The sequence below is a fragment of the Vibrio viridaestus genome (genome assembly GCF_003856525.1).
GTDB classification, from domain to species: domain Bacteria; phylum Pseudomonadota; class Gammaproteobacteria; order Enterobacterales; family Vibrionaceae; genus Vibrio; species Vibrio viridaestus.
Genome location: NZ_RJVQ01000001.1, coordinates 230058 through 250480, shown reverse-complemented (window position 1 = coordinate 250480; position 20423 = coordinate 230058). Strand labels below are relative to the sequence as shown.

General features: G+C 41.2%; 19 protein-coding genes. 12 read left to right on the top strand and 7 right to left on the bottom strand.

What is annotated here, in order from left to right; translation table 11 throughout:
* The 3 genes from EES38_RS01195 to EES38_RS01185 all read right to left on the bottom strand — a co-directional run bounded on the left by EES38_RS01195 (position 1) and on the right by EES38_RS01185 (position 4753).
* Entirely contained in the window at positions 1-1575 is a 1575-nt protein-coding gene (locus EES38_RS01195) for an EAL domain-containing protein (RefSeq protein WP_124935345.1), read from the bottom strand.
* A 158-nt stretch (positions 1576-1733) separates the two neighbouring features.
* Positions 1734-4511, bottom strand: coding sequence for a beta-glucosidase (locus tag EES38_RS01190; protein WP_124935344.1), 2778 nt, complete (start codon positions 4509-4511; stop codon positions 1734-1736).
* Positions 4512-4522: 11 nt separating this feature from the next.
* A complete protein-coding gene (locus tag EES38_RS01185) occupies positions 4523-4753 on the bottom strand; it encodes a hypothetical protein (RefSeq protein ID WP_124935343.1) in 231 nt (76 codons plus the stop codon).
* Positions 4754-5375: 622 nt separating this feature from the next.
* Between EES38_RS01185 and EES38_RS01180 the strand changes: the two genes are divergently transcribed.
* The 4 genes from EES38_RS01180 (at position 5376) to EES38_RS01165 (ending at position 10412) form a co-directional block, all read left to right on the top strand.
* Positions 5376-6278, top strand: a complete 903-nt coding sequence (locus EES38_RS01180; protein ID WP_124935342.1) for a formate dehydrogenase accessory sulfurtransferase FdhD — start codon at positions 5376-5378, stop codon at positions 6276-6278.
* Entirely contained in the window at positions 6275-8587 is a 2313-nt protein-coding gene (locus tag EES38_RS01175; protein ID WP_124935341.1) for an FdhF/YdeP family oxidoreductase, read from the top strand. Before EES38_RS01180 ends, EES38_RS01175 begins: the two co-directional genes overlap by 4 nt.
* Before the next feature lie 150 nt (positions 8588-8737).
* Positions 8738-9925 carry an MFS transporter gene (locus EES38_RS01170; protein WP_124935340.1) on the top strand — a complete coding sequence of 396 codons (1188 nt, stop codon included), beginning with the start codon at positions 8738-8740 and terminating at the stop codon, positions 9923-9925.
* Positions 9926-10175: 250 nt separating this feature from the next.
* Positions 10176-10412, top strand: a complete 237-nt coding sequence (locus EES38_RS01165; protein ID WP_124935339.1) for a hypothetical protein — start codon at positions 10176-10178, stop codon at positions 10410-10412.
* A 237-nt stretch (positions 10413-10649) separates the two neighbouring features.
* On the opposite strand, the gene EES38_RS01160 is transcribed toward EES38_RS01165, so the two are convergent.
* Positions 10650-11126 carry a GNAT family N-acetyltransferase gene (locus EES38_RS01160; protein ID WP_208020383.1) on the bottom strand — a complete coding sequence of 159 codons (477 nt, stop codon included), beginning with the start codon at positions 11124-11126 and terminating at the stop codon, positions 10650-10652.
* Positions 11127-11222: 96 nt separating this feature from the next.
* Between EES38_RS01160 and EES38_RS01155 the strand changes: the two genes are divergently transcribed.
* From EES38_RS01155 to EES38_RS01135, 5 genes are all read left to right on the top strand, one after another.
* Positions 11223-12140 (top strand): LysR family transcriptional regulator, encoded by a 918-nt coding sequence (locus tag EES38_RS01155; RefSeq protein ID WP_124935338.1) that lies wholly within the window; start codon positions 11223-11225, stop codon positions 12138-12140.
* Positions 12141-12356: 216 nt separating this feature from the next.
* Positions 12357-12659 (top strand): antibiotic biosynthesis monooxygenase family protein, encoded by a 303-nt coding sequence (locus EES38_RS01150; RefSeq protein ID WP_124935337.1) that lies wholly within the window; start codon positions 12357-12359, stop codon positions 12657-12659.
* 14 nt (positions 12660-12673) lie between these two features.
* Entirely contained in the window at positions 12674-13057 is a 384-nt protein-coding gene (locus EES38_RS01145) for an amino acid-binding protein (protein ID WP_124935336.1), read from the top strand.
* 59 nt (positions 13058-13116) lie between these two features.
* On the top strand, positions 13117-13770 hold the full coding sequence (locus EES38_RS01140; protein ID WP_124935335.1) for an ArsR/SmtB family transcription factor: 654 nt from the start codon (positions 13117-13119) through the stop codon (positions 13768-13770).
* Positions 13771-13973: 203 nt separating this feature from the next.
* The gene (locus tag EES38_RS01135; protein WP_124935334.1) at positions 13974-14924 is read left to right on the top strand and encodes a helix-turn-helix domain-containing protein; all 951 of its coding nucleotides are present in this window, start codon (positions 13974-13976) and stop codon (positions 14922-14924) included.
* A gap of 51 nt (positions 14925-14975) precedes the next feature.
* Here EES38_RS01135 and EES38_RS01130 read toward each other — a convergent pair whose 3' ends face one another.
* On the bottom strand, positions 14976-15308 hold the full coding sequence (locus EES38_RS01130; RefSeq protein ID WP_124935333.1) for an EthD domain-containing protein: 333 nt from the start codon (positions 15306-15308) through the stop codon (positions 14976-14978).
* 261 nt (positions 15309-15569) lie between these two features.
* On the opposite strand from EES38_RS01130, the gene EES38_RS01125 reads away from it, so the two are divergent.
* Together EES38_RS01125 and EES38_RS01120 are read left to right on the top strand one after the other, a co-directional pair.
* On the top strand, positions 15570-16814 hold the full coding sequence (locus tag EES38_RS01125; protein ID WP_124935332.1) for an MFS transporter: 1245 nt from the start codon (positions 15570-15572) through the stop codon (positions 16812-16814).
* Between the two features lie 70 nt (positions 16815-16884).
* A complete protein-coding gene (locus tag EES38_RS01120) occupies positions 16885-17754 on the top strand; it encodes an arginase family protein (protein WP_124935331.1) in 870 nt (289 codons plus the stop codon).
* A gap of 239 nt (positions 17755-17993) precedes the next feature.
* Here the strand turns inward: EES38_RS01120 and EES38_RS01115 are convergent, their stop codons facing one another.
* Positions 17994-18425, bottom strand: a complete 432-nt coding sequence (locus tag EES38_RS01115) for a DUF2000 domain-containing protein (protein WP_124935330.1) — start codon at positions 18423-18425, stop codon at positions 17994-17996.
* A 251-nt stretch (positions 18426-18676) separates the two neighbouring features.
* Between EES38_RS01115 and EES38_RS01110 the strand changes: the two genes are divergently transcribed.
* Positions 18677-19468: a CLCA_X family protein gene (locus tag EES38_RS01110; protein WP_124935329.1), complete on the top strand. Its 792-nt coding sequence runs from the start codon at positions 18677-18679 to the stop codon at positions 19466-19468.
* 32 nt (positions 19469-19500) lie between these two features.
* Here EES38_RS01110 and EES38_RS01105 read toward each other — a convergent pair whose 3' ends face one another.
* A complete protein-coding gene (locus EES38_RS01105; RefSeq protein WP_124935328.1) occupies positions 19501-20418 on the bottom strand; it encodes a GlxA family transcriptional regulator in 918 nt (305 codons plus the stop codon).
* Between the last annotated feature and the right edge of the window lie 5 nt (positions 20419-20423).

Here is a 20423-nt window from a genome sequence, read left to right as displayed (position 1 = left end):
TTAGAGACATGGCTCAGATAACTTCATCTGAGGTGATGATATTGACGGCTCAGAACTCATGCTTCCTACTTTTGTTGGTTGCAAATAGAGTTCGATGAACTCTTCAATTGGGACGGGACGGCCAAGCATAAAGCCTTGGTAGTAATCAACACCGCGAATTTTGAGGTATTGGAACTGAGCTTCGGTTTCAATGCCTTCTGCAACGAGCGGAACATCTAATCGAAAAGCCAGGTCAATAATATTCTCCAGAATCTTGGTGTGAGAATTGCTGTCAATGGTATCTACGTAACTTCTGTCGATTTTTAAAATATCAATATCCACCTGATGAAGGTATTTTAAAGAGCAGTGGCCGGTCCCGAAGTCATCTAGCGCAATGGATACATTTCGTTTCTTCAAGCGTTCAATGGATTCGGTATATAAATCATTACTTGCAAACTCTTGTCGCTCTGTAATTTCGAACGTTAAATCGATATTGCTGTTCGACAGCTCCCCCGCTAACTTATTACAATCATCAAAGAGCCTTTCACTTTCAAATTGTATTGGGCAGACATTGAATGCCAGTTTGAAGCGGCGATTATCAGGTAAAGAAGTATTTTTTAGTTTATCGATACATTGATCGACTAAGCTCGATGTGATTTCTCCAATCAAACCAGAATCTTCTGCTTCTTTAATAAAATAAAGTGGAGGCACGACGCCTTTTACAGGCGAAATCCAGCGAACCAGAACTTCAGCACCAACAACTTTTCGGTCATTATCAAAGACAGGCTGTAAAAAGGGGACGAACTCATTTCTTTTTATTGCACGCTTAATTCTGCGTACAGGGATTCTAAGGTGGGCGTTATTAAAACCGATATAGATAGCGAGTGCTGCGATGATACACCATAACAATGCGGATGCGCTGTATTGGTCTACTGCAAAACGAATAAGCTGAGGAAGTGTTGAATAATAAGAAATACTGTAGAAAGGCTCGGATAGTTTTTGATGGTTCAGACTAGCATAATTGGCGACAACACCTTCATTTTTTAATGATGCGTTTGGCAGATTTAATATAAGTGAATAATAGGGTGATTGACCTAAGATCCGTTGAAATGCTTTTTTATACAGAGTAAAAAGCGCGAACTTGTCCGCATCTATTTTTATTGCCAGTAAGAGAGATGCTTGATCGCCCAGTCGTATTCTAGAGTTACTGGGAGTGTACCCTGAGTAAATAAGTTGTATTGAGTCTTCGTTATTCAACGTTATGGGGTTTTTGTACTGGATCTGTCGATTGCCGAATATAGTACTGCAGTTAATTTCGTTGTTTTCGACAATGTTTATACCTGCCAGCATAGGCATCATAAACACGAAATCGTTACCGGATTGGATCACAGCATCGCAATTTTTATTATCAATGAGGTTATGCAGTTCGCTACGATAATATCCTTCCATTACATTAATTGTATTGGCTATTTCTGATGAAGCTCGCTGCGCAGCGGCCAACCTCTCGCGATTTAAACTATTGCTTGCAAGAACACAGATAATAAAGAAACCAAACACCAAAAACGCAACAGAGCACGTCAATTTCTTAATATTCATAACGTATTATCATCAATAATATATACGAATCATCAAGCTAGCATATTTTAGTAAATGTGAATAGATACTTTTATCAACTATATTTTATTTACAATAAGAAAAAAACCGAGCCTATAAGGCTCGGCTTTGTTTCGATCCGATATAAATAAGGATGATGATTAGTAAGCGTATGCTTCCTCATCTTGCACCAACACAGCCTGTTTTACGGGATCAGGTAGTGGGTTTGATGATTTAGTATCAAGAGACAATTTCTGAGATGCTTTAATGGTTGCTGTCAACGTCAGGTTATCCGAACTGTCACCGACTTGGATAACATAGTTGCCTTTATCAATATCCCAGCTATCCGAACTTTCCTTAAAGTAAGCGAACGAACGAGCATTCAGTGGAATGGATACCAGCTTGCTCTCACCGGGCTCTAGGTACACTTTACTAAAGCCTTTCAGCTCATGTTCTGGACGATCTGCTGATGAATTATGTGGCTTCACATAGAGTTGAGCCGTTTCATAACCCGCTTTGCTTCCCGTATTGGTCACGGTAAAGTTCGCATATACAGTACCGGACTCACTGATTGTGCCAGATAATGACAAATCACTGAACGAGAACGTAGTATACGATAAACCAAAACCAAACGGATACAGAGGTTTATGACTTGATGCTTCGTAACCACGGTAGCCAAAGAATAGTCCCTCGGAGTACGACATTGTTTCGCCCGCATCGTCGCCTACATAATCGTCAGGATCAGAATACGAAGAGTATGTCGGATTGTAACTTACTTTTTTATCGAGAGAGATTGGCAGTTTACCCGATGGGTTAACATCACCATACAGAATTTCTGCCAGCGCCTGACCACCCAATTGACCGCTATACCATGCATGAAGAATACCTTTTACTTTATTGGCCCAAGGCATCATATTCATTGCACCGCCACCATGCATAACGACCACAGTATTCGGGTTCGCTTTCACGACTTTATTAAGCAGTGTTTTTTGTTCTTCAGGAAGATCAAAGTCTGGGTCAAAACCTTCGCCTTCGTATTGGTAATCTCGACCGACAAAAGCGATAACAGCATCATAGTCGCTAAGATCGGAAGGTGGAGTGAGTGATGCCCAACTTACTTGAATACCATTCAACCCGCCAAGTGAACTCTGAAAATATTGTTCGCGGCTATATTCCACTTTCACGGTATACAGTTTGCCAGCTTTAAGGCGACCAGTATCCACTGAAACAGGCACTGCATCCGGCACATCATCCGCTCGAGGTTCACCGTCACTATCAAGGATTAGCTCATCATTTAGCCATACTTTTACTGGACCATCTGCACGAACTTTAAAGACATGTTTTCCAGTAATTGTTGGACGAATTTCAGCAGTAAAGCGCGCTGAAAACGAGCCTAGTGTTGGCGTTACATCATCTAAATCACGGCTACCAGATGATTGCTCACTTGTGACTGAACTGCAATCCAGTGATTGCTCCGATATGGTTTCTGAGTCATCTTCAACACAGGCATTCTTGATGACGTTAGTCATCTCAGTCCAATCGAAGTTAATCCCTTGTTCGGTGCGGGTTAATACTGGCTCTCCAGTCAAATCAGTATTGGAGTAATATTGAGCTTTCACGCCAACTAAACACGTATCGTCACTTTTTGTGCAATCAGGCTGTAACCATAGAGCACTTTTCGGTGTCAATGACATGCTGCTGATGAACGTAACGTTAGATTCTGAACTGTTTAGAGATTTCAAGCCGCTTAGTTCAGAAACATAATCTGATTCAGCGACAGAATACGCAGTACCAAATGGAGTGCTAGGCGCGTTTTGCGCTGCGTCGCCAATAACAGCGATTTTGGCTGATTTACTAAGTGGAAGGATGGCGCCACCATTACTTGAATCATCATTTTTTAGTAAAACGATGCCTTCACGTGCTGCGTCTAAAGAAGCCGTCAAACCATACTCTGGGTAATCTAAAGTGTGCGCTTCGAATGTCGCTTCATCAAAGCCATAACGGACCAAAGATCGTAAGTTTCTTTTTACTTTGTCATCGATGACATTCTGAGTTAACCAGCCACTATTGATGTACGGTTGAAGCGTAGACTCAGTAAACTTCAAGCCCGATGGCATATCTAGGTCAGTACCTGCCCAAGCACCAGCAAAAGCGTGTTGAATCGAGTTAAAGTCAGATAGTACAAACCCTTGATAACCCCATTCGCCTTTAAGAATATCAGTAATGACGTGATGGTTTTCACATGCATAGTCGCCGTTGACCTTGTTGAATCCGCACATGATCGATGCAATATCTGCGTTCTTTACTAAGGATTCAAATGGTACAAGATACATCTCATGAAGAGTACGATCGTCTACTTCTACGTCTAAATAGTGGCGATTCGCTTCTTGTTCATTGGCGACGAGATGCTTAGCGCCGGCTTGCACGCCTTGAGCCTGAATACCGTTAGTGATTGCTGGTGCCATTACAGCACATAAGAATGGGTCTTCACCACAAATAGATTCAGCCGTACGGCCATTGAAAGGGGTTCGGTAAAGGTTTACGACGGGGGAGAGCATTTGTTCTCCGCCAGCGCTGCGGGTTTCATAACCCAGAGCCAAGCCGACTTCTTGGGCGCGTTCGATGTTCCAGGTTGCGGCTAACGCTGTTTGAGAAGGATAGCTCGCGCCGAATGTCGTTCCATCAACATGTACACCCATAGATGAGTCATACGCAACAGTTCCGTCTATACCAAACCGTTCAAGCTTCGGAATCATGTGACCGTCGTCAACACGGATAAAACTAAACTTTTCTGACTGAGTCATATTGTCGAGGATCGAGCTAACACGAGCTTCGACTTCAAGCCAACTTTTGCCGTTGTAGTCTGCATGAGCCACGGTTGGCAACACGGCAAGACTTATCGTTAACGCTAACGGCGTCATCGTAATTTTTGTCTTCATGGATGCGCGCCTTATTTCGAATTGAGATCAATGGATGTCGAATCGTTCGTCTTAACGTCTGCTTGCAGCAGGTCACGTTCGCCATGTTTGTTCGTTTCTTTAAAGTCACCGGCGCGAGTTATCGCTTCCTTTTTTGATTCATATTCTTGTCTGGCTTTACCATCTTCATTTGTGTTAGCCGCAGCCACTGCATTTGAAAACAGTCCTACCAGCAAACAGCTAAGCAGTACTTTTCTTGTCATTATGAACTCCAGATTAGAGATTTTTATTTGGTCATTTTTCTTAGTTACCGTTGCTTGAAAGACAGAATAAATAGGCGGTAACTTTACTATTATTATTATCAATACATAAAACTAAACCATACAGTACGGTTAAGTCAATAGTGAGACAAAATGATGTTTCAATAAAATTATTGAGACATGTGGTCATTTTCTCATTTATGAAAGGTCGAGTAGTCTGGAGGTTTTAGAACATGAATTCAATAGATGAACTATCAAGATATTGTCAATATTATCATTAAAAGTAAATATATATGTGATGTGAATTTAATTAAGGTGATTGATTTTCTGTATAAATGTTCAATGGTTCCAAAATTGATAAGTGTGATTTAAGAAATGAAAAATTATGAGAAATTCACATTAAATACATCAAAAACAATTAATTAGTTGGTTGTTGTTTTGTTGTTAGCTTGTTTTTATGTGCGGATAAATTGCCATTTTCTTGACCATGAACAAAGTAAGGAGTAATTTGCAACTAGTTGTGTAATACATCCTTACAAAAATTTAGATCGTGTTATCTGCCTTAGAAGTTTGACTCTTTTCCCCGGCAGCTCACAAACGATTGTTCATCATTCAAAAGGTACTCATGGGCATCCCGACAAGCATTGGCACAAATATAATTATTGATAATAATGTCAGCATTAGCCGTGTAAATCGACAAAAGTATCGTACCGATAACGGTATTATCGCTGAGTCAGACCAGCTTGCAGTTGAAGAGCCACTGCAGGTGAGTTTGTACTTCCAGGATGATAAATTTCCTGAAGAGTGGACGATGACCATGCGTTCACCCGGAAATGATGAAGACCTCATAATCGGAATGCTACTTACACAACAGATTATAACGTCTGTTTCTGACGTTATTTCGCTAGACAGAGAAGACGACGATGTTAGCTATGCTGATAATCATTGGGTAGTGACTTTAGTGGGTAATCGACCTGAGTCTCTTAGTTTGAAACAGCGCAGTTTAATGAGCCACTCAAGCTGTGGTATTTGTGGTTTAACCTCAATAAAAGCATTGCAGCTTTGTGACTTTATCGAATTGGATCAATCTCCTTTATGGATTTCTCCTAGCGATATTCTAGATTTCCCCAACAAACTTTCGATGCACCAGACCTTATTTTTTGAAACAGGAGCGGTGCATTCTGCCGGTTACTTCCACAACAATCAGTTAATTGCAATTGCCGAGGATATAGGACGTCATAACGCCGTCGATAAAGTTGTCGGCCATATAAATCGATATGATTTATGGCGACCCAAAGGTGTTTTGGTGTTGAGTGGTCGAGTTAGCTTTGAGTTGATGCAAAAGGCCGCATTGGCAAATATTGCCGTAGTGATTGCTGTTGGGGCGCCATCTCGTCTTGCCGTCGATATTGCGCGTCAGTTCGATATGACGCTTATCGGGTTCACCAAAAAATCGCAATTCAACATTTATCACGGTGCTTGGCGGTTGCAGGCACAACACAGTCAGAATAATGAGTACGCATTATGAGCATTAAAGAATATTCAGGGTCCGCTGGCGGATGGGGTGCATTACGTAGTACGGCCCATCACTTATTTAAAAGTCACAATGTGGCAAAAAATATTTCCAACCTTTTGAGAACTAACCAAGACCATGGTTTTGACTGTCCAGGATGTGCATGGGGTGAAAAAGGGGTTCCAGGACGTTTTCGCTTCTGTGAAAATGGTGCAAAAGCCGTCAACTGGGAAGCAACAAGTTTAAGGGTCGGCAGAGACTTTTTTTCACAGTATTCGGTAACTTGGTTAAATAAACAAACGGATTATTTTCTTGAGTATCAGGGGCGTTTATCTGAGCCGATGTCTTACAACGCGGAGACGGATCACTATGAGCCAATCTCTTGGGATAATGCGTTCAAATTGATCAGCGAAGAATTAAATAAACTCGAAGATCCTAATCAAGCTGAATTTTATACATCAGGGCGTGCAAGTAACGAAGCTGCGTTTTTATACCAACTGTTTGCCCGTCGCTTTGGAACCAATAATTTCCCAGACTGTTCGAACATGTGTCATGAAGCAACGAGTGTGGCTCTGGCAAAAACGATTGGTATAGGCAAGGGCACCGTCACGATAGAAGATTTCGAAGAAGCGGATGCGATTTTTCTCTTTGGTCAAAACCCTGGTACCAACCATCCTCGTATGCTGGAAACATTAGCGTCAGCCAATAAGCGAGGTGCTAGAGTCGTTGCATTTAATAACCTTAAAGAGCGTGGACTGGAGCGCTTTGCCAACCCTCAAAACCCAATCGAAATGTTATCTAACGGTTCGACACCCACTACCAGTCACTACTTCCAGCCAAAACTCGGTGGCGATATGGCGGTGGTTCGAGGCATCGTTAAAGTTCTTTATGAACGTCATAAAAACGCAGTTGCTAACGGGAGTAGGGTATTCGACGTTGATTTTGTTGCAACGCATACTGAAGGTTTAGATTCCTATTTAGACCTAGTAGAACAAACAACTTGGCAACAGATAGAAGAACAATCTGGTTTAACCAAAGAGCAAATCACAACTGTCAGCGATATCTATCAAAATGCTAAAAGTGTCATTGTTACTTGGGCTATGGGAATTACCCAGCACAAGCATTCGGTTGCGACAATTGAAGAGTTGGTCAATCTTCAACTCTTGAACGGTCACGTTGGAAAACCGGGTTCAGGTCTGTGTCCTGTGAGGGGGCACTCCAATGTACAGGGGGACAGGACGGTTGGAATTAATGAAAAGCCGAATCAAGCCTACCTTGATAAAATGGAAGAAGTCTTTGGCTTTGAGCCACCAAGATCACACGGACATAATGTGAGTCATGCGCTACAAGCGTTAAGCCGTGGTGAGAGTAAAGTATTCATTGGGTTAGGTGGTAACCTTGTGTCTGCCGCACCTGATACGGAGCGAGTCGCACAGGCTATGAGAAATGCCGATTTGACCGTGAGTATTGCGACTAAGTTAAACCGCACGCATGTTAGCCCGGGGAAACACTCACTGATTCTTCCATGCCTTGGTCGTACTGATATCGATATGCAAAAAGCCGGCGAGCAGAAGGTGACAGTAGAGGACTCGTTTTCAATGGTGCATGCATCCTCAGGGCGAGTGGATGTGACTGGTGAAGCTATGCGTTCAGAGCCAGCCATCATTGTGGGCATGGCGAAAGCAACTTTGGGAGAATCCAATCCGATCGATTGGCAATCGATGATGGACAATTACGATAATATTCGTGATTTGATTGAGCAAGTTATTCCGGGTTTCGCGCCATTTAATCAGCGTCTGGATCAACCAGGCGGTTTTTATCTCGGTAACTCAGCTCGCGAATTAAACTGGAAAACCACAACAGGTAAAGCACAGATTAGTACCAACTCATTGCCTGAGAGTGTTATTCCCATGTTTACTGGAAAACGTGACAAGAAACTTCCAGTTTTTGTCATGCAGACAATGCGTTCGCACGATCAATATAATACGACTGTATACGGTTACGATGACCGCTACCGTGGTGTTTTTGGTGAACGAAATGTGGTCTTTCTTAACGCTGCTGATATTGAAAAGCTGGGAATGAAAGCTGGTGATTTGGTTGATATCGAAACCCTGTGGAACGACGATGTAGAACGCGTTATCTCAGGCTTTAAACTCGTCGAGTTTGCCATCCCCAAAGGAAATATTGCTGCGTATTTTCCAGAGGCCAATGCGTTGATTCCACTGGACAGTGTGGGTGATTTTAGTGATACCCCAACGTCAAAATCCATTCCGGTTACTATTCGAGCATCTCAGTCAGTTCACACCTTGGTTAAATCTGCTTAGTAAATATTTCTCTCTTACCAAAAGGAGGCTAGGCCTCCTTTTTTATCGCTCGCGTTTTATTAACTAATAGATGTGTCATCCTAGCTTTTGCAAGAGAAACACGTAGAATATGAAACTTTGCAAATTCTCACTGCGAACATTCTTAATTCAATGCCAAAATCAAATACGACAACGTTATTAATCTTCTGTATCTTATTGCTTTCTATTAACTTACGCGCTCCTTTTACCAGCTTGGCCCCGCTCATCGCACAAATTATGGATAGTTTGCAAATTTCGGCAGTGAGTATGGGTATTATCACGTCAACTCCGTTGATCATGTTCGCTCTAGCATCCCCCTTTTGTCCTAAATTGGGCAGTAAATTAGGGTTAGAGAAATCGATTTGTTTTGCATTGGTACTAATTGGTTTGGGAGTGGTATGTCGATCATTTGGTCACTTTCACTGGCTATTTATTGGGACGATTCTTATAGGTCTTGGAATAGCCATTGGTAACGTTTTAGCGCCAGCGGTCATTAAATCTTCATTTCCCGGAAGGATTGCAACCATTACTGCATTGTACGGTATTTCGATGGGCGTGGGCTCAACATTGAGCTCTTCTATTATGGTTCCAGTAAGTAGTATGGCTGATGACCTCGCTATTGGCTGGCGGATTGCGTTAGCCGGCAACTTGATTTTTCCATGTCTGGCTCTTATTTTTTGGCTGCCCAGACTAACTGAAAGTAAAACCCGCAATGAGACCCGAAATAGGGAATACTATCCGTTGAGTAAGTTAATGCGTCAACCTCTTGCATGGTTCTTTACGTTTGCATTGGGGTTGAACTCTTTTACTTTTTATACATTCTCTGGATGGTTACCCAAAATTCTCGCGGCATTGGGATACAGCGAGTTAGATGCTGGCTACGTCTATGGGTTTTTACAATTTTCGACCATCGTACCTGGTCTGTTGCTCATTCCTATCATGAAAAGAACCCAGACTATTCCGCTGTTGTTTGTCGGCGCAGCTTTGTTAAATGGGGTGGGGGTTGCAGGCCTCATGATGGCCCCTGGATGGGCTATATTCTGGGTGGCTCTGTTTGGACTCGGCAACTGCTCGACGTTCATTTTAGCATTATCTATTTTGGGCCAGATATCTGTGACTTCTACTCAAGCTGCGACGTTATCTGGTATGGCTCAATCGATAGGCTACACTCTCGCAGCGCTTGGTCCAGCGATTATCGGTATGGTTTACAGTCAAACCGAAACTTGGTCTTTGCCCCTTGCTATCATTACCGTTGTTGCATTTTTGTGCGCTATATTTGCGTTTCTTACCACTCGGAAAGGAAGCTTGACGGTGGACTAATGGTCTGTAGCGCAAAGTTAGTTGTAGATAGCTAACGTGAGTAGTAGACTTGCACCCTCTAGAGCGCCTGACGTCTTATATGTGCTAGTTAACTAATGATATAACACTATCTAAACCCCACTATTAACTAAAACACCAACAGAAGTGTAGTTATATGGAGAGCAGTTATATTCTACTATCCAAAAACTCTTCAGGCATTGGACTTGGGATATTGCTACCGTAAACACTTTTAATTTGCTGGAGAATGATAATGGGTAATAGTTGGTCGGACATTTTTCCGTGGGCTGCCGGAGCCTTCAAGCTTATTATATTAGGTATTGGCGCCTACTTAGCGATCAGATGGCATTTTGATGAAGAAGCTAGAGTACGAGAGGAAGAAGGCGTCGCATTCGATAGAGCAAAAAATATAAGAAAGATGGTCATTCTTCTCGTTATGTTACTGCTTCTTATCGCTCTAACAGTTTATTTGACTAACTTATTTTACTGATGGACCTTTTCGTTAAGATTCAATGCTTAGTCGTCTAAAATAGTCGTTTAGGGAGAGGAGACTCAAACACGTCGCTCCTCTCTTCTACTTATCGTGATACTGGTAGATATTTAATGTTGTATATCAAGGATTCATATATCGGGAAACCAGTTCTCACAAGCATGGAACATTTCATCATAAGTCAATGAATAATGACGCTTGCTCGTAAATAATCAAACTAACTCATATGATAGCGTCCTACTCGAGAGCAAAGTGCTTTAGCGATTCTCCAGTCAAACGATAAATACGCCACTCTGATTGTTCTTCTGCACCGATATGATGATAGAAATCGATCGCAGGTTGGTTCCAATGTAAAACCGACCACTCGAAGCGTCCACATCCTTTCTCGATGGCGATATTAGCAAGTGTCTTCATGAGCAGTTTACCCGCACCAGAAGAGCGAAAGGATGGTGTCACATACAAATCTTCCAAATAAAGGCCATTCTTCCCTAACCAAGTGGAGTAATTATAAAAATAGACTGCGTAACCTACAGGCTGATTATCTACTTCACAGATAATTGCCTTAGCGGTGGAATCTTCACTAAATAAACTTAAAACAATGTCGTCGACATTCGCTTCAACACAATGCAGAGCCTCTTCGTATTCTGCTAGCTCTTTAATGAAATTTAAAATGGTATTGGCATCTGTCGATTTAGCACTTCTTATTTTCATCATATTCTCGGTTCCTGATGTGTTTTAATGCTCGAAGTATACTCATCAAATTGATATGATTTAAGTGCATTGTTTACATCATTAACCTGCATGGTATTCATGAAGAATTTTGAAAATATCGACCTGAACTTAATGAAGGTCTTTTACTACATCTATCAAACTCAATCTGTATACCAAGCGGCTGAGAAATTGAACATAAGCCAATCGGCATGCAGTCATAGTCTCTCTCGTTTGAGAGAGCGCTTAGATGATGAACTCTTCATTCGGATCGCTGGCAGTATGGTTCCTACAAAACAGGCGGAACTGCTTGCCGAATCTATTCTTCCAGCACTTGATTTATTATATTTAGGGCTTAAAAGCGCGATTCCTTTTGATCCCAGTATTGGTCAGCATCACTTTGTTATATCAGGTTATGACTTTAGCGCTTGGTGTTTAATGCCGAAATTAACAGCCTATTTAGCTAAACACTTTCCTAATATCAGCGTCCGAGTCGTCCAAAGTGACGTCCAGATACCAGCAAAGCAATTAGAATCTGGTGAGATCGATGTATCTCTCGGGTTTGATCATGAAGCTGAGCAATCTAGTCATATTGGGAATGCTATGTGGTTGAGCGGCAAATACAGTATTGCTATGGATAATCAGCATCCAGTGTTAAAAAACGCTAATGCAATGGAGCTTGAGGATTTTCTCAAATATCCGCATGTACTTGTTACGCCATGGAATGAGCAACGAGGGATTGTTGACGCGACACTGGGTAAACTGAATAAGAAAAGAAATGTGGCTATTACACTGCCAAGTGTTCTTAGTGCGCCTTATTTGCTGAAAAACACCAATTATTTTCTCGCTGTACCTGAGATATACATAGAAACATTAGCGGAAACATTGCAATTGGACTTTGTGGTTCCTCCCTTTCATTTACCGGATTATCAGATAAAAATATATTGGCATAAGACCCGAGAGAAAGAGCCTAAAGTAGACTGGCTAATCAATTTATTACTGAGCTTATCTCCCAGCTAAACTATCGCTTGAGAAATTTTCAGGCTAACAGCTATACCATTTTTGCGTACCTTCCAATCGATTGTTGTTCAGGTAGATTTAATTGATGTAACTGATAAACATGATCGTTCCCTATTAAAACATATCCAGTATCCATACTTCGCTCCTCAACGAAACGTCGCTATTTCCAATTGGCTATAGTACTCGGAGATTTAAGTAACAATGATGGAGAAATAAATGATAGCTGTACTATTTGAGGCGACGGCGGTTGCAGAACAGACAGCCCGCTATTTTCAGTTAGCAGAGCAACTAAAGCCACTTCTAGGTGGGATAGATGGTTTTATATCCATCGAACGTTTTCAAAGTACGACGAATCCAGACAAATTTATATCTTTATCGTGGTGGGAAAATGAAGAAGCAATCAAGTATTGGAAAAGTAACGTGCACCACCAGCTAGCACAAAACGAAGGAAAATCCTCTATTTTTGCTTCATACAAAATCAATGTTTTAACTTCAACCCGAGAATATCAATCTCAATAATATGTGGATAGAAAATGTACGATATACATATCATTTTAAAAAACAGTCCTGGAGAATTATCTCGTTTTGGTGAAATTCTTGGGAGGCACGGTATTGGATTAGAAGGTGGAGGTGTGTTTACTCATGATAAAGCTAGCCATGCTCATTTTTTAGTGGCTGATGGTGAGAAAGCAAGAGATGTACTTATTGCTAACGGATTTGACGTCAAAGGGGTTGCTTCTGTGCTTATTCGAAAGTTAAAACAAGAGCAACCAGGCGAGTTAGGCGCAATTGCTAAAGCGATAGCAGATGAAGGCGTTAATATTATGGTGCAGTACAGTGACCATGATAATCGGTTGATACTGGTAACCGATAATTATACATTGGCTGAAAATGCAACGATTGATTGGGCCATCTAAACTTGAGTAAGCAAAGTATCTCTTTAACAGAATATGCAAACTATAGTCAGGAAACCGATATGGCAGCGTTAGCTGCTGCTATGTCTGATGCCTCTCGAATGAAAATACTATGTGCATTGATGGATGGAAAAGCTTGGACAGCTACAGAACTTAGCGCTATAGCCGAAATTGCACCTTCAACGGCGAGTGTCCATCTAGCTCGCCTTTTAAAAGCTGACCTTGTTGTATGTCTGTCTCAGGGGAGGCATAAATATTTTCGTTTATATGGTCAAAACATTGCTGGTTTACTCGAAAATATGATGGGTATAACTTCTCAAACAAGTCGCCTGTCTCGTACTAAAGTGCCTAAAGAACTTCTAAAAGCAAGAACATGCTATGACCATCTGGCTGGAGAAATAGCAGTTAAATTATACGATGCGATGATAAATAATGATTGGATCGCGAGTGATGGCAAAGCGCTTACTGTAAAAGGAAGAGAAAAGTTATCACTGTTAGGAATTAATATCGATACGAAAACTCGACGAAGAAAATGCTGCCCGTGTTTGGATTGGAGTGAAAGAAAATTCCATATTGGTGGTCAGTTAGGTGCATTGTTACTGAGTTTCTTTGAAAGCCAGAACTGGATAGAACGAGTACCCGGATACCGTGAAGTGGTGATTACCAGTAAAGGTGCAAGGGAGCTGAAAAAGCATTTTCTCATTGATGAAATATAAACTCATCACTGGGTTTCCGACTAAACGAATAGTAGCAGGGAAACGCTATCTAAAACCTATTGCACCAAAGTGGGGATTGAGCAGATCAAGTTTGATCATTATTAACGTAAGGGAAATAATATCTTATTGTTTCTATTGATTAAAAAAGAGGACTAATTTTTGCATTGAGTTTCAATATTTTAATTGTGATTCAGGGCAACCGAATGAACTTATTACATAGCACAAGTGCCGTCAATTCTTCTGAAAGGTTCGATTATTGGGAAAGTATTATCTCTGATAATTATGTAAAAGTTCATTGTGAATTAGGGGCTCATAAAAGTAATGGCGTAGACGCCACATTATCAGGACATAATTTTGGTGGTTTTGTCTTAAATGACCACAGTATTAATGTACCGATGAAATATAGCCGCTCTGAAAAAGATGTATACCACGATCAAAGTGAGGATCTACAATTTATTCTACTGTTGAATGGTTATGGTGAAATACTACAAGATGGTCGTAAGGCTGATATAAGTTCCGGCGATATGGTTTTGTATGATTCATCTAAACCGTTTGAGCTGAGTTACTCTGAGAACCATCGCGCCCTCAATATCAAGTTCTCTAAGAGCTTGATGCGTACAAACCTGAATGATGTATCTCCTTATATTGCTCGTACTCTCAAATCCAATACTGCGATGGGCAGGCTCACTGCTTCAACGATGAGAGAATATGCGACACTTCCCAATCTTGCTAACGTAACCGCAGAATTGACTCTTTCTTCAGCGTTGATGGATATCATCTCAACGGCACTTAGAGTCGAATTGTATTCGGATAGCTATACAGTGGATATTAAGAAAAGGCAAAAGTTGGATAGAATTAAACAAGCACTTTTATTGAAGCTTCCTGATCCTGAACTCAATGCGAGTTCGATTGCTGAAATGCATTATATGACGACACGCACGTTGAACCGTTTGTTCGCAATAGAGGGTACAACTGCGATTAAATGGTTATGGGAGCAAAGACTGGAACTCGCCTACAAAATGCTTTTGTCTAATACGTCCAAGCGTATCTCAGATGTTGCTATTCAGTGTGGTTTTAATGATTTTTCGCATTTTAGCCGGGCATTTAAAAAGGCCTATGGAATGTCGCCAAAAGAGCTTTTAGAAATGAAGTAGGGTGGCGATAGTCAGGAAGAGCCAGGCAGAACTCGCCCTTCCTAGTCACTGTTATTTCACTTCGACAATAGTTAGAGGCAGGGAAATCATATTTTCGAAATCGATGAACCGTTCGCTGTCGCTCGATATTGCAATCAATTGATTGGTAAACTCAGAATCTTCTGCTGACTCATAAGTGTAAATCGATAGTGCATCATATTCCTCATACTCACTCGTTGTATAGGTATCTCCTACGTTTTCCGGCTTTCTGATTGGATGTTGCGTATAGCTCATCAAACCTCTTGCATTATTCAACATCACATCTCGATGGTTTTCGTACAATTCTAAAAACGTTTCTTTTGTCATTCCTGGTTTTCTTTTCATTAGATAAGCGACAGTATGCATTATTAATCCTTAATGTTCGTCATATTACGATGTTGAGTTTCCATCCGCTTGGAAGGTAAATACGAAGTTAGCACTCTCTATATTCAAAAACTTGACTCAAACTACCGTCAAGGTTGACTTTTTTGGACAAAAAATTGCGTTAAATAAATTGTCATTTTAAGTAAATATTCCTGTCCTATTGAGTCAAGAATATTTGCGGCCCAATTTGTTTAATAGGTCTTGCTAATGGCATAAACAATTAACTTATTAAATGGATGTAATATGAAAAAAATGACAACAGAGTGGAAACTGGTTCTACTGCTTGCCATATTATTTGGCATCATTGGGTTAGATCGATTTGCGGTCGTATACCTATTTCCTGTCATTGTTCCGGAACTCGGTATCAATAACACTCAAGCCGGTGCAATCGCTTCAATTCTTGCGTTTACATACGCTATCTCTACTTGGTTACTAGGAAGTTATTCTGATCGCCATGGTCGTAAAGGTGTCTTAATCTTTTCTACCATTTTCTTTTCCGTTATGACATGGCTGACCGGTATTGCAAAATCGTTTCCTTCTATGTTGGCGATTAGGGCTCTTCTTGGTATTGGTGAGGGCGGCGTATTTAGTACCAGCGTCGCAACGATTTCGGAAAATGTTAAACCGGAGAAAAAAGGTCTAATGATGGGGGTCCACCAAGCGTTTTTCCCATTATTAGGTATCGGACTCGGTCCAATCATTGCTACTCAGCTTAATGAAGTTATGCCATGGGAAGCAGTGTTTTTTGTGGTCGGTATCCCGGGAATACTGCTTGCGTATGGCCTGCATAGGGTCATGAAAAATAAATCTATCGTCCAATCTTCTAGTAAAAAAGCGACTACAGAAGCCGAAAAGGTCAGCGCTTTTACTGTTCTTAAAGTTCGCAATGTATGGGTTGCTACCTTGATGAGCTGTTGCTTTCAAAGTGGGCTTTATGTTTTCTCTACGTTTGTCGCTTTGTACTTGACTCAGGTTGTTCACTTAGAACTTTCCGATGTTGGATTTATCATCTCAGGTTGGGGATTTGGTGGTGCACTAGGCATGATCATAATGCCTTCACTTTCTGACCGTTTAGGAAGGAAGCCCGTCGTATTTGTGTGTTCAGCAGTCTATGGTGCGCTCATGTTCTTGTTTGCCTTTAGTACAGACTTGAGTCAAATCCAAATGTTTTCACTCTTAGCGTTTGCCGGAATCTTTGGCTTTGGTCTTGCCCCGATATATTTGGCTATTATTCCTGCAGAAAGTGTTCCACCAAAGCAGGCTGGCAGTGCTGTAGGTATTCCTACAGGTGTTGGCGAAATGGCTGGTGGTGTCATGATGCCAATTGTTGCAGGTGGTTTAGCAGACGTCTTTGGTTTACACGTCACGATGGAAATTGTTGGTGGGGCATTTACTCTAATTGCCGTCTTATCATTACTGTTCATTGAAACCGCGCCGGTAAAAATTCAGCAACACAAAGTCTCCACTCCAGCAGCAACAAACTCATAACTATTCTACAAATATCGAATACAACATAAGCCCCGAACGTTTGGGGCTTACTTTAAATAAAGGAGAATTTATGTCTAACTCAAAAACGCTACGATTGCACTTTCCACAGTGGCAAGGGGGTAATAATGAAGCCTACCATTTCGGATCACAAATGCTCGCATTTCTAGCGCCAGAACCGAATGGTCCTGTAGAAGAAGTACCTGTATCGTCTCCTGAAGGCATAGAACTCTCCGAGGAAAAAGGCTTAAAAGGCCGAACTCAATTACTTGAACAACTACACAGTGCTAAATCGATAATCGAAAAGCATCAACCAGATAGCATTGTGGTTCTTGGCGGTGATTGTCTTGTTGATCTGGCGCCTTTTAACTATCTCAATGAAAAGTATGAAGGCGAGCTGGGTATCATTTGGGTTGATGCCCATCCGGATATCATGACGCCTGAATACTATAATCATGCACATGCGATGGTTCTCGGTAACTTGCTGGGTATCGGTGATGATGATTTTAAGTCTGTCGTCAATAAGCCGGTCAAGCCAGAAAATGTACTATTCGCTGGATTGGGTCCAACTCTTGACTACGAAACTGACTTTATTCAAAAAAATAACATGGCATTTGTGAAGCCTGAAGAGTTGAGTGAAAACAGCAAACCAGTAACAGACTGGATCAAAGCAAAAGGCATTACTAAAGTTGCTATTCACTTGGACTTAGATGTGATGTCTATCGCTGATTTTGGCTCTCTCTATTTTGCTGAAAGAGATGTTCCGGCCGATAAGTTTGAAGGTCTAACACAAGGAGCGATGAAGCTAACCGCAGTGCAGCGCCTAGTGAATGATATCGGCGATACAATTGAAGTCGTCGGGTTAGGTGTAACAGAACATTTACCGTGGGATGCACTTCGTCTTAAGAATATGTTAGCTAGTTTTCCGTTACTGGGTAAGTAAACATTATGGTATTTAGAGTCAAACTCTTTGTCTAAGTCCGAAATACGGAAACCATTTAATGGTGCCATCGAAACAACTTAGACATCACGATACATTCAGCTTTGACTCTGCCTGTTTAAATTGGAGTAATTTACAATAAGTGTAAGTTACTCCAATTGTTTATAACGTAAACAACGAGCGAATTGGACTGACATTGGTGAAAAGCTACCCACGAACTACTTTTAATCGTTCCTACAGCCTTACTTATACAAACTGTATTTTTTAGTAAACTCGCGGAGCGTCTCTGTCTCGCCAAAAAGACAAATACCCAGATATTCTAATTCCTTTTCTTTTACGGTATTTGTTATTGCTTGCTGCTCTAACGATCCCCCTTCGATCATCGTGCTAGTAAAGTCAGCGAATTTAATCCCTCGACTCAATGCTTCTTCTCGTAGTTTTCGGATCTTGTTTGAATTATCCGCTTTCAACACAATAAACGGATAGTGAGAAATACCTGGGTGGAGATTACCATCGAAGTCGACATAATCAACATGGACTTTCTCACTAGAGTCTAATTGACTAGATAGACCGACACTGATGTGTCCTAGTACGTTCAAGGTTCTGCCCAAATCCATTTTCTTGTTCAACACTGCGATAAAGCGCTTGTGATTTTCATCTGGTAAGTCAACCATGCTCTCTCCTTATTAAGATGTAAAACGCCAAAACCAATTGAACTGACTTTATAATATGGTTATTTGGTCAATGTATTGAAAATTCAAGCAATTTAGTTTTGATTTACTATATGAAAAATTTTTAGGAGGATAATTTGGTAAATTGCAGTCTAGTGAGCAAGTGGGTAGGGCGACCCAAATACTGTATAATTCGCAGATTAAAAAACCATTATTTAATAATGTTTCGCTGAGTTTTAGAACTAGGATTGACGTTGCAGTTAATTAACTTTAAACACAAAACACGACAAGGACCCGACTATCGTCACGGAGACCAAGTGTCTTTTATCGACATCAAGCAGACTTTTGGTATTGGTAGTATTCGTGTTGGTAAATGGGTGAATAACGAGGAAAAAGACCTGGCGGCGAATCTGATTTTTGATTCACTGGCTGACTTGGCCTATATATTGGCCTTGCCTCCTGAAGCTATCGGTCTTCGGGGGAATCTCAATCTGGCATTTGGCACTGGTGGTCGTAAAGGGGTTCAAGCACATTATGCGCCCAATCAGCGCGAATTAGCCTTGGCAAAAAATGCTGGAGCTGGTGCGTTGGCTCATGAGTTTTGGCATGCTTTTGATCACTATATTGCGGATAAAGCGTTTGATATTGGCGATAGATCGGCGCCGCAGAAGCATATTCTATTCGCTAGCGATTGTTGGTTAAGTAATACCAAACATTTGCCACATCCATTGAACGAAAGGTTGCTAGAAATCTTTGATGCCACTTTGCTCAGTGATGATGGCCAAGATAACCACGATTATGTTTCGCGAAGTGTCAAAGCGGATAAAGCAGCTGGGATGGCGTATTTCTCACAGCCGACAGAGATGATGGCACGTGCATTTGAGTCCGTGATTGAGTCTTGCTCTGAAATCCGAAATTCCTACTTAGTTTCTGGTACTACTCATCGAGATAATATCGTTATCTATCCAGACATCGACCATCGTCATCTCATTTTTAACGCATTACAAGCGTATTTTCGACCGCTTGGAGATGCACTAAGTCGTTAAGTTTCCGTCAGACTAACGCTATGAGTCTATTCCTACGAACCAAAACGACGACGAAATTCTTTGGGCGTTAATCCGGTTATATTAATGAATGATTTTCGGCAGGCACTTGTATCTTCATAGCCGATATTATTTGCTATCCAGTCGAAAGTGTATGTCGTAGTTTCGAGGTAGTCACAAGCATGCTGTATACGTAGGCGCTGCAAATACTGATTTGGATTCATTCCGGTCGCCTTCTGAAAACGACGTTGTAACGTACGCATTGTGAGATTTGCTTGTTTAGCTAGTTCATGAATAAGTAGGCCATTGGTATATTCTTGATGCATTTGTTGTTGCACGGTAACGATGGCTTTATCTCCATGAGAAAATGTTGGATTAAATTGCTTATAGTACTGTTGTTCTCGATGAGCTGTGTCCATCACTAGCGTTTTTCCTAACCTACTGACAACGAGCTGTGAGCTATATTTAGCAATGATTTCAAAACCTAAATCTAACCAAGACATTATCCCTCCAGCGCTAATAATGTCACCGTGATTGATGAGTATTTTATTGGTGTCTGTAGGAATTGTTGGAAATTGTTTTTTAAACTTGTCTGATAGCGACCAATGAGTGGTAACGGTTCTAGAATCGATAGCACCTGTCGCTGCAAGTATAAAGGTACCTGCACAAGCAGAGCTCAATATTGAGCCTTCTTGATATTTTTGCGTCAGCCATTGAACAAATTCCTCCATCGGATGAATGTAGTAATCACTCATCGCGCATGGAGGAAGTATTACAACAGTAAATAGCGAGTTAGGTAAGTTTGTACTGGCAGTGATAAGTGGTTCGAACCGAACTGGTACTTCTAGTTCACTACAAATTCTGTTGGCGAGATTGAACATTTCCTCCAGTCCATACACTGCTGATTTAAGTACTGATGGATAATCACAAATACCGCAAATGATTGTTTTCATGCTTT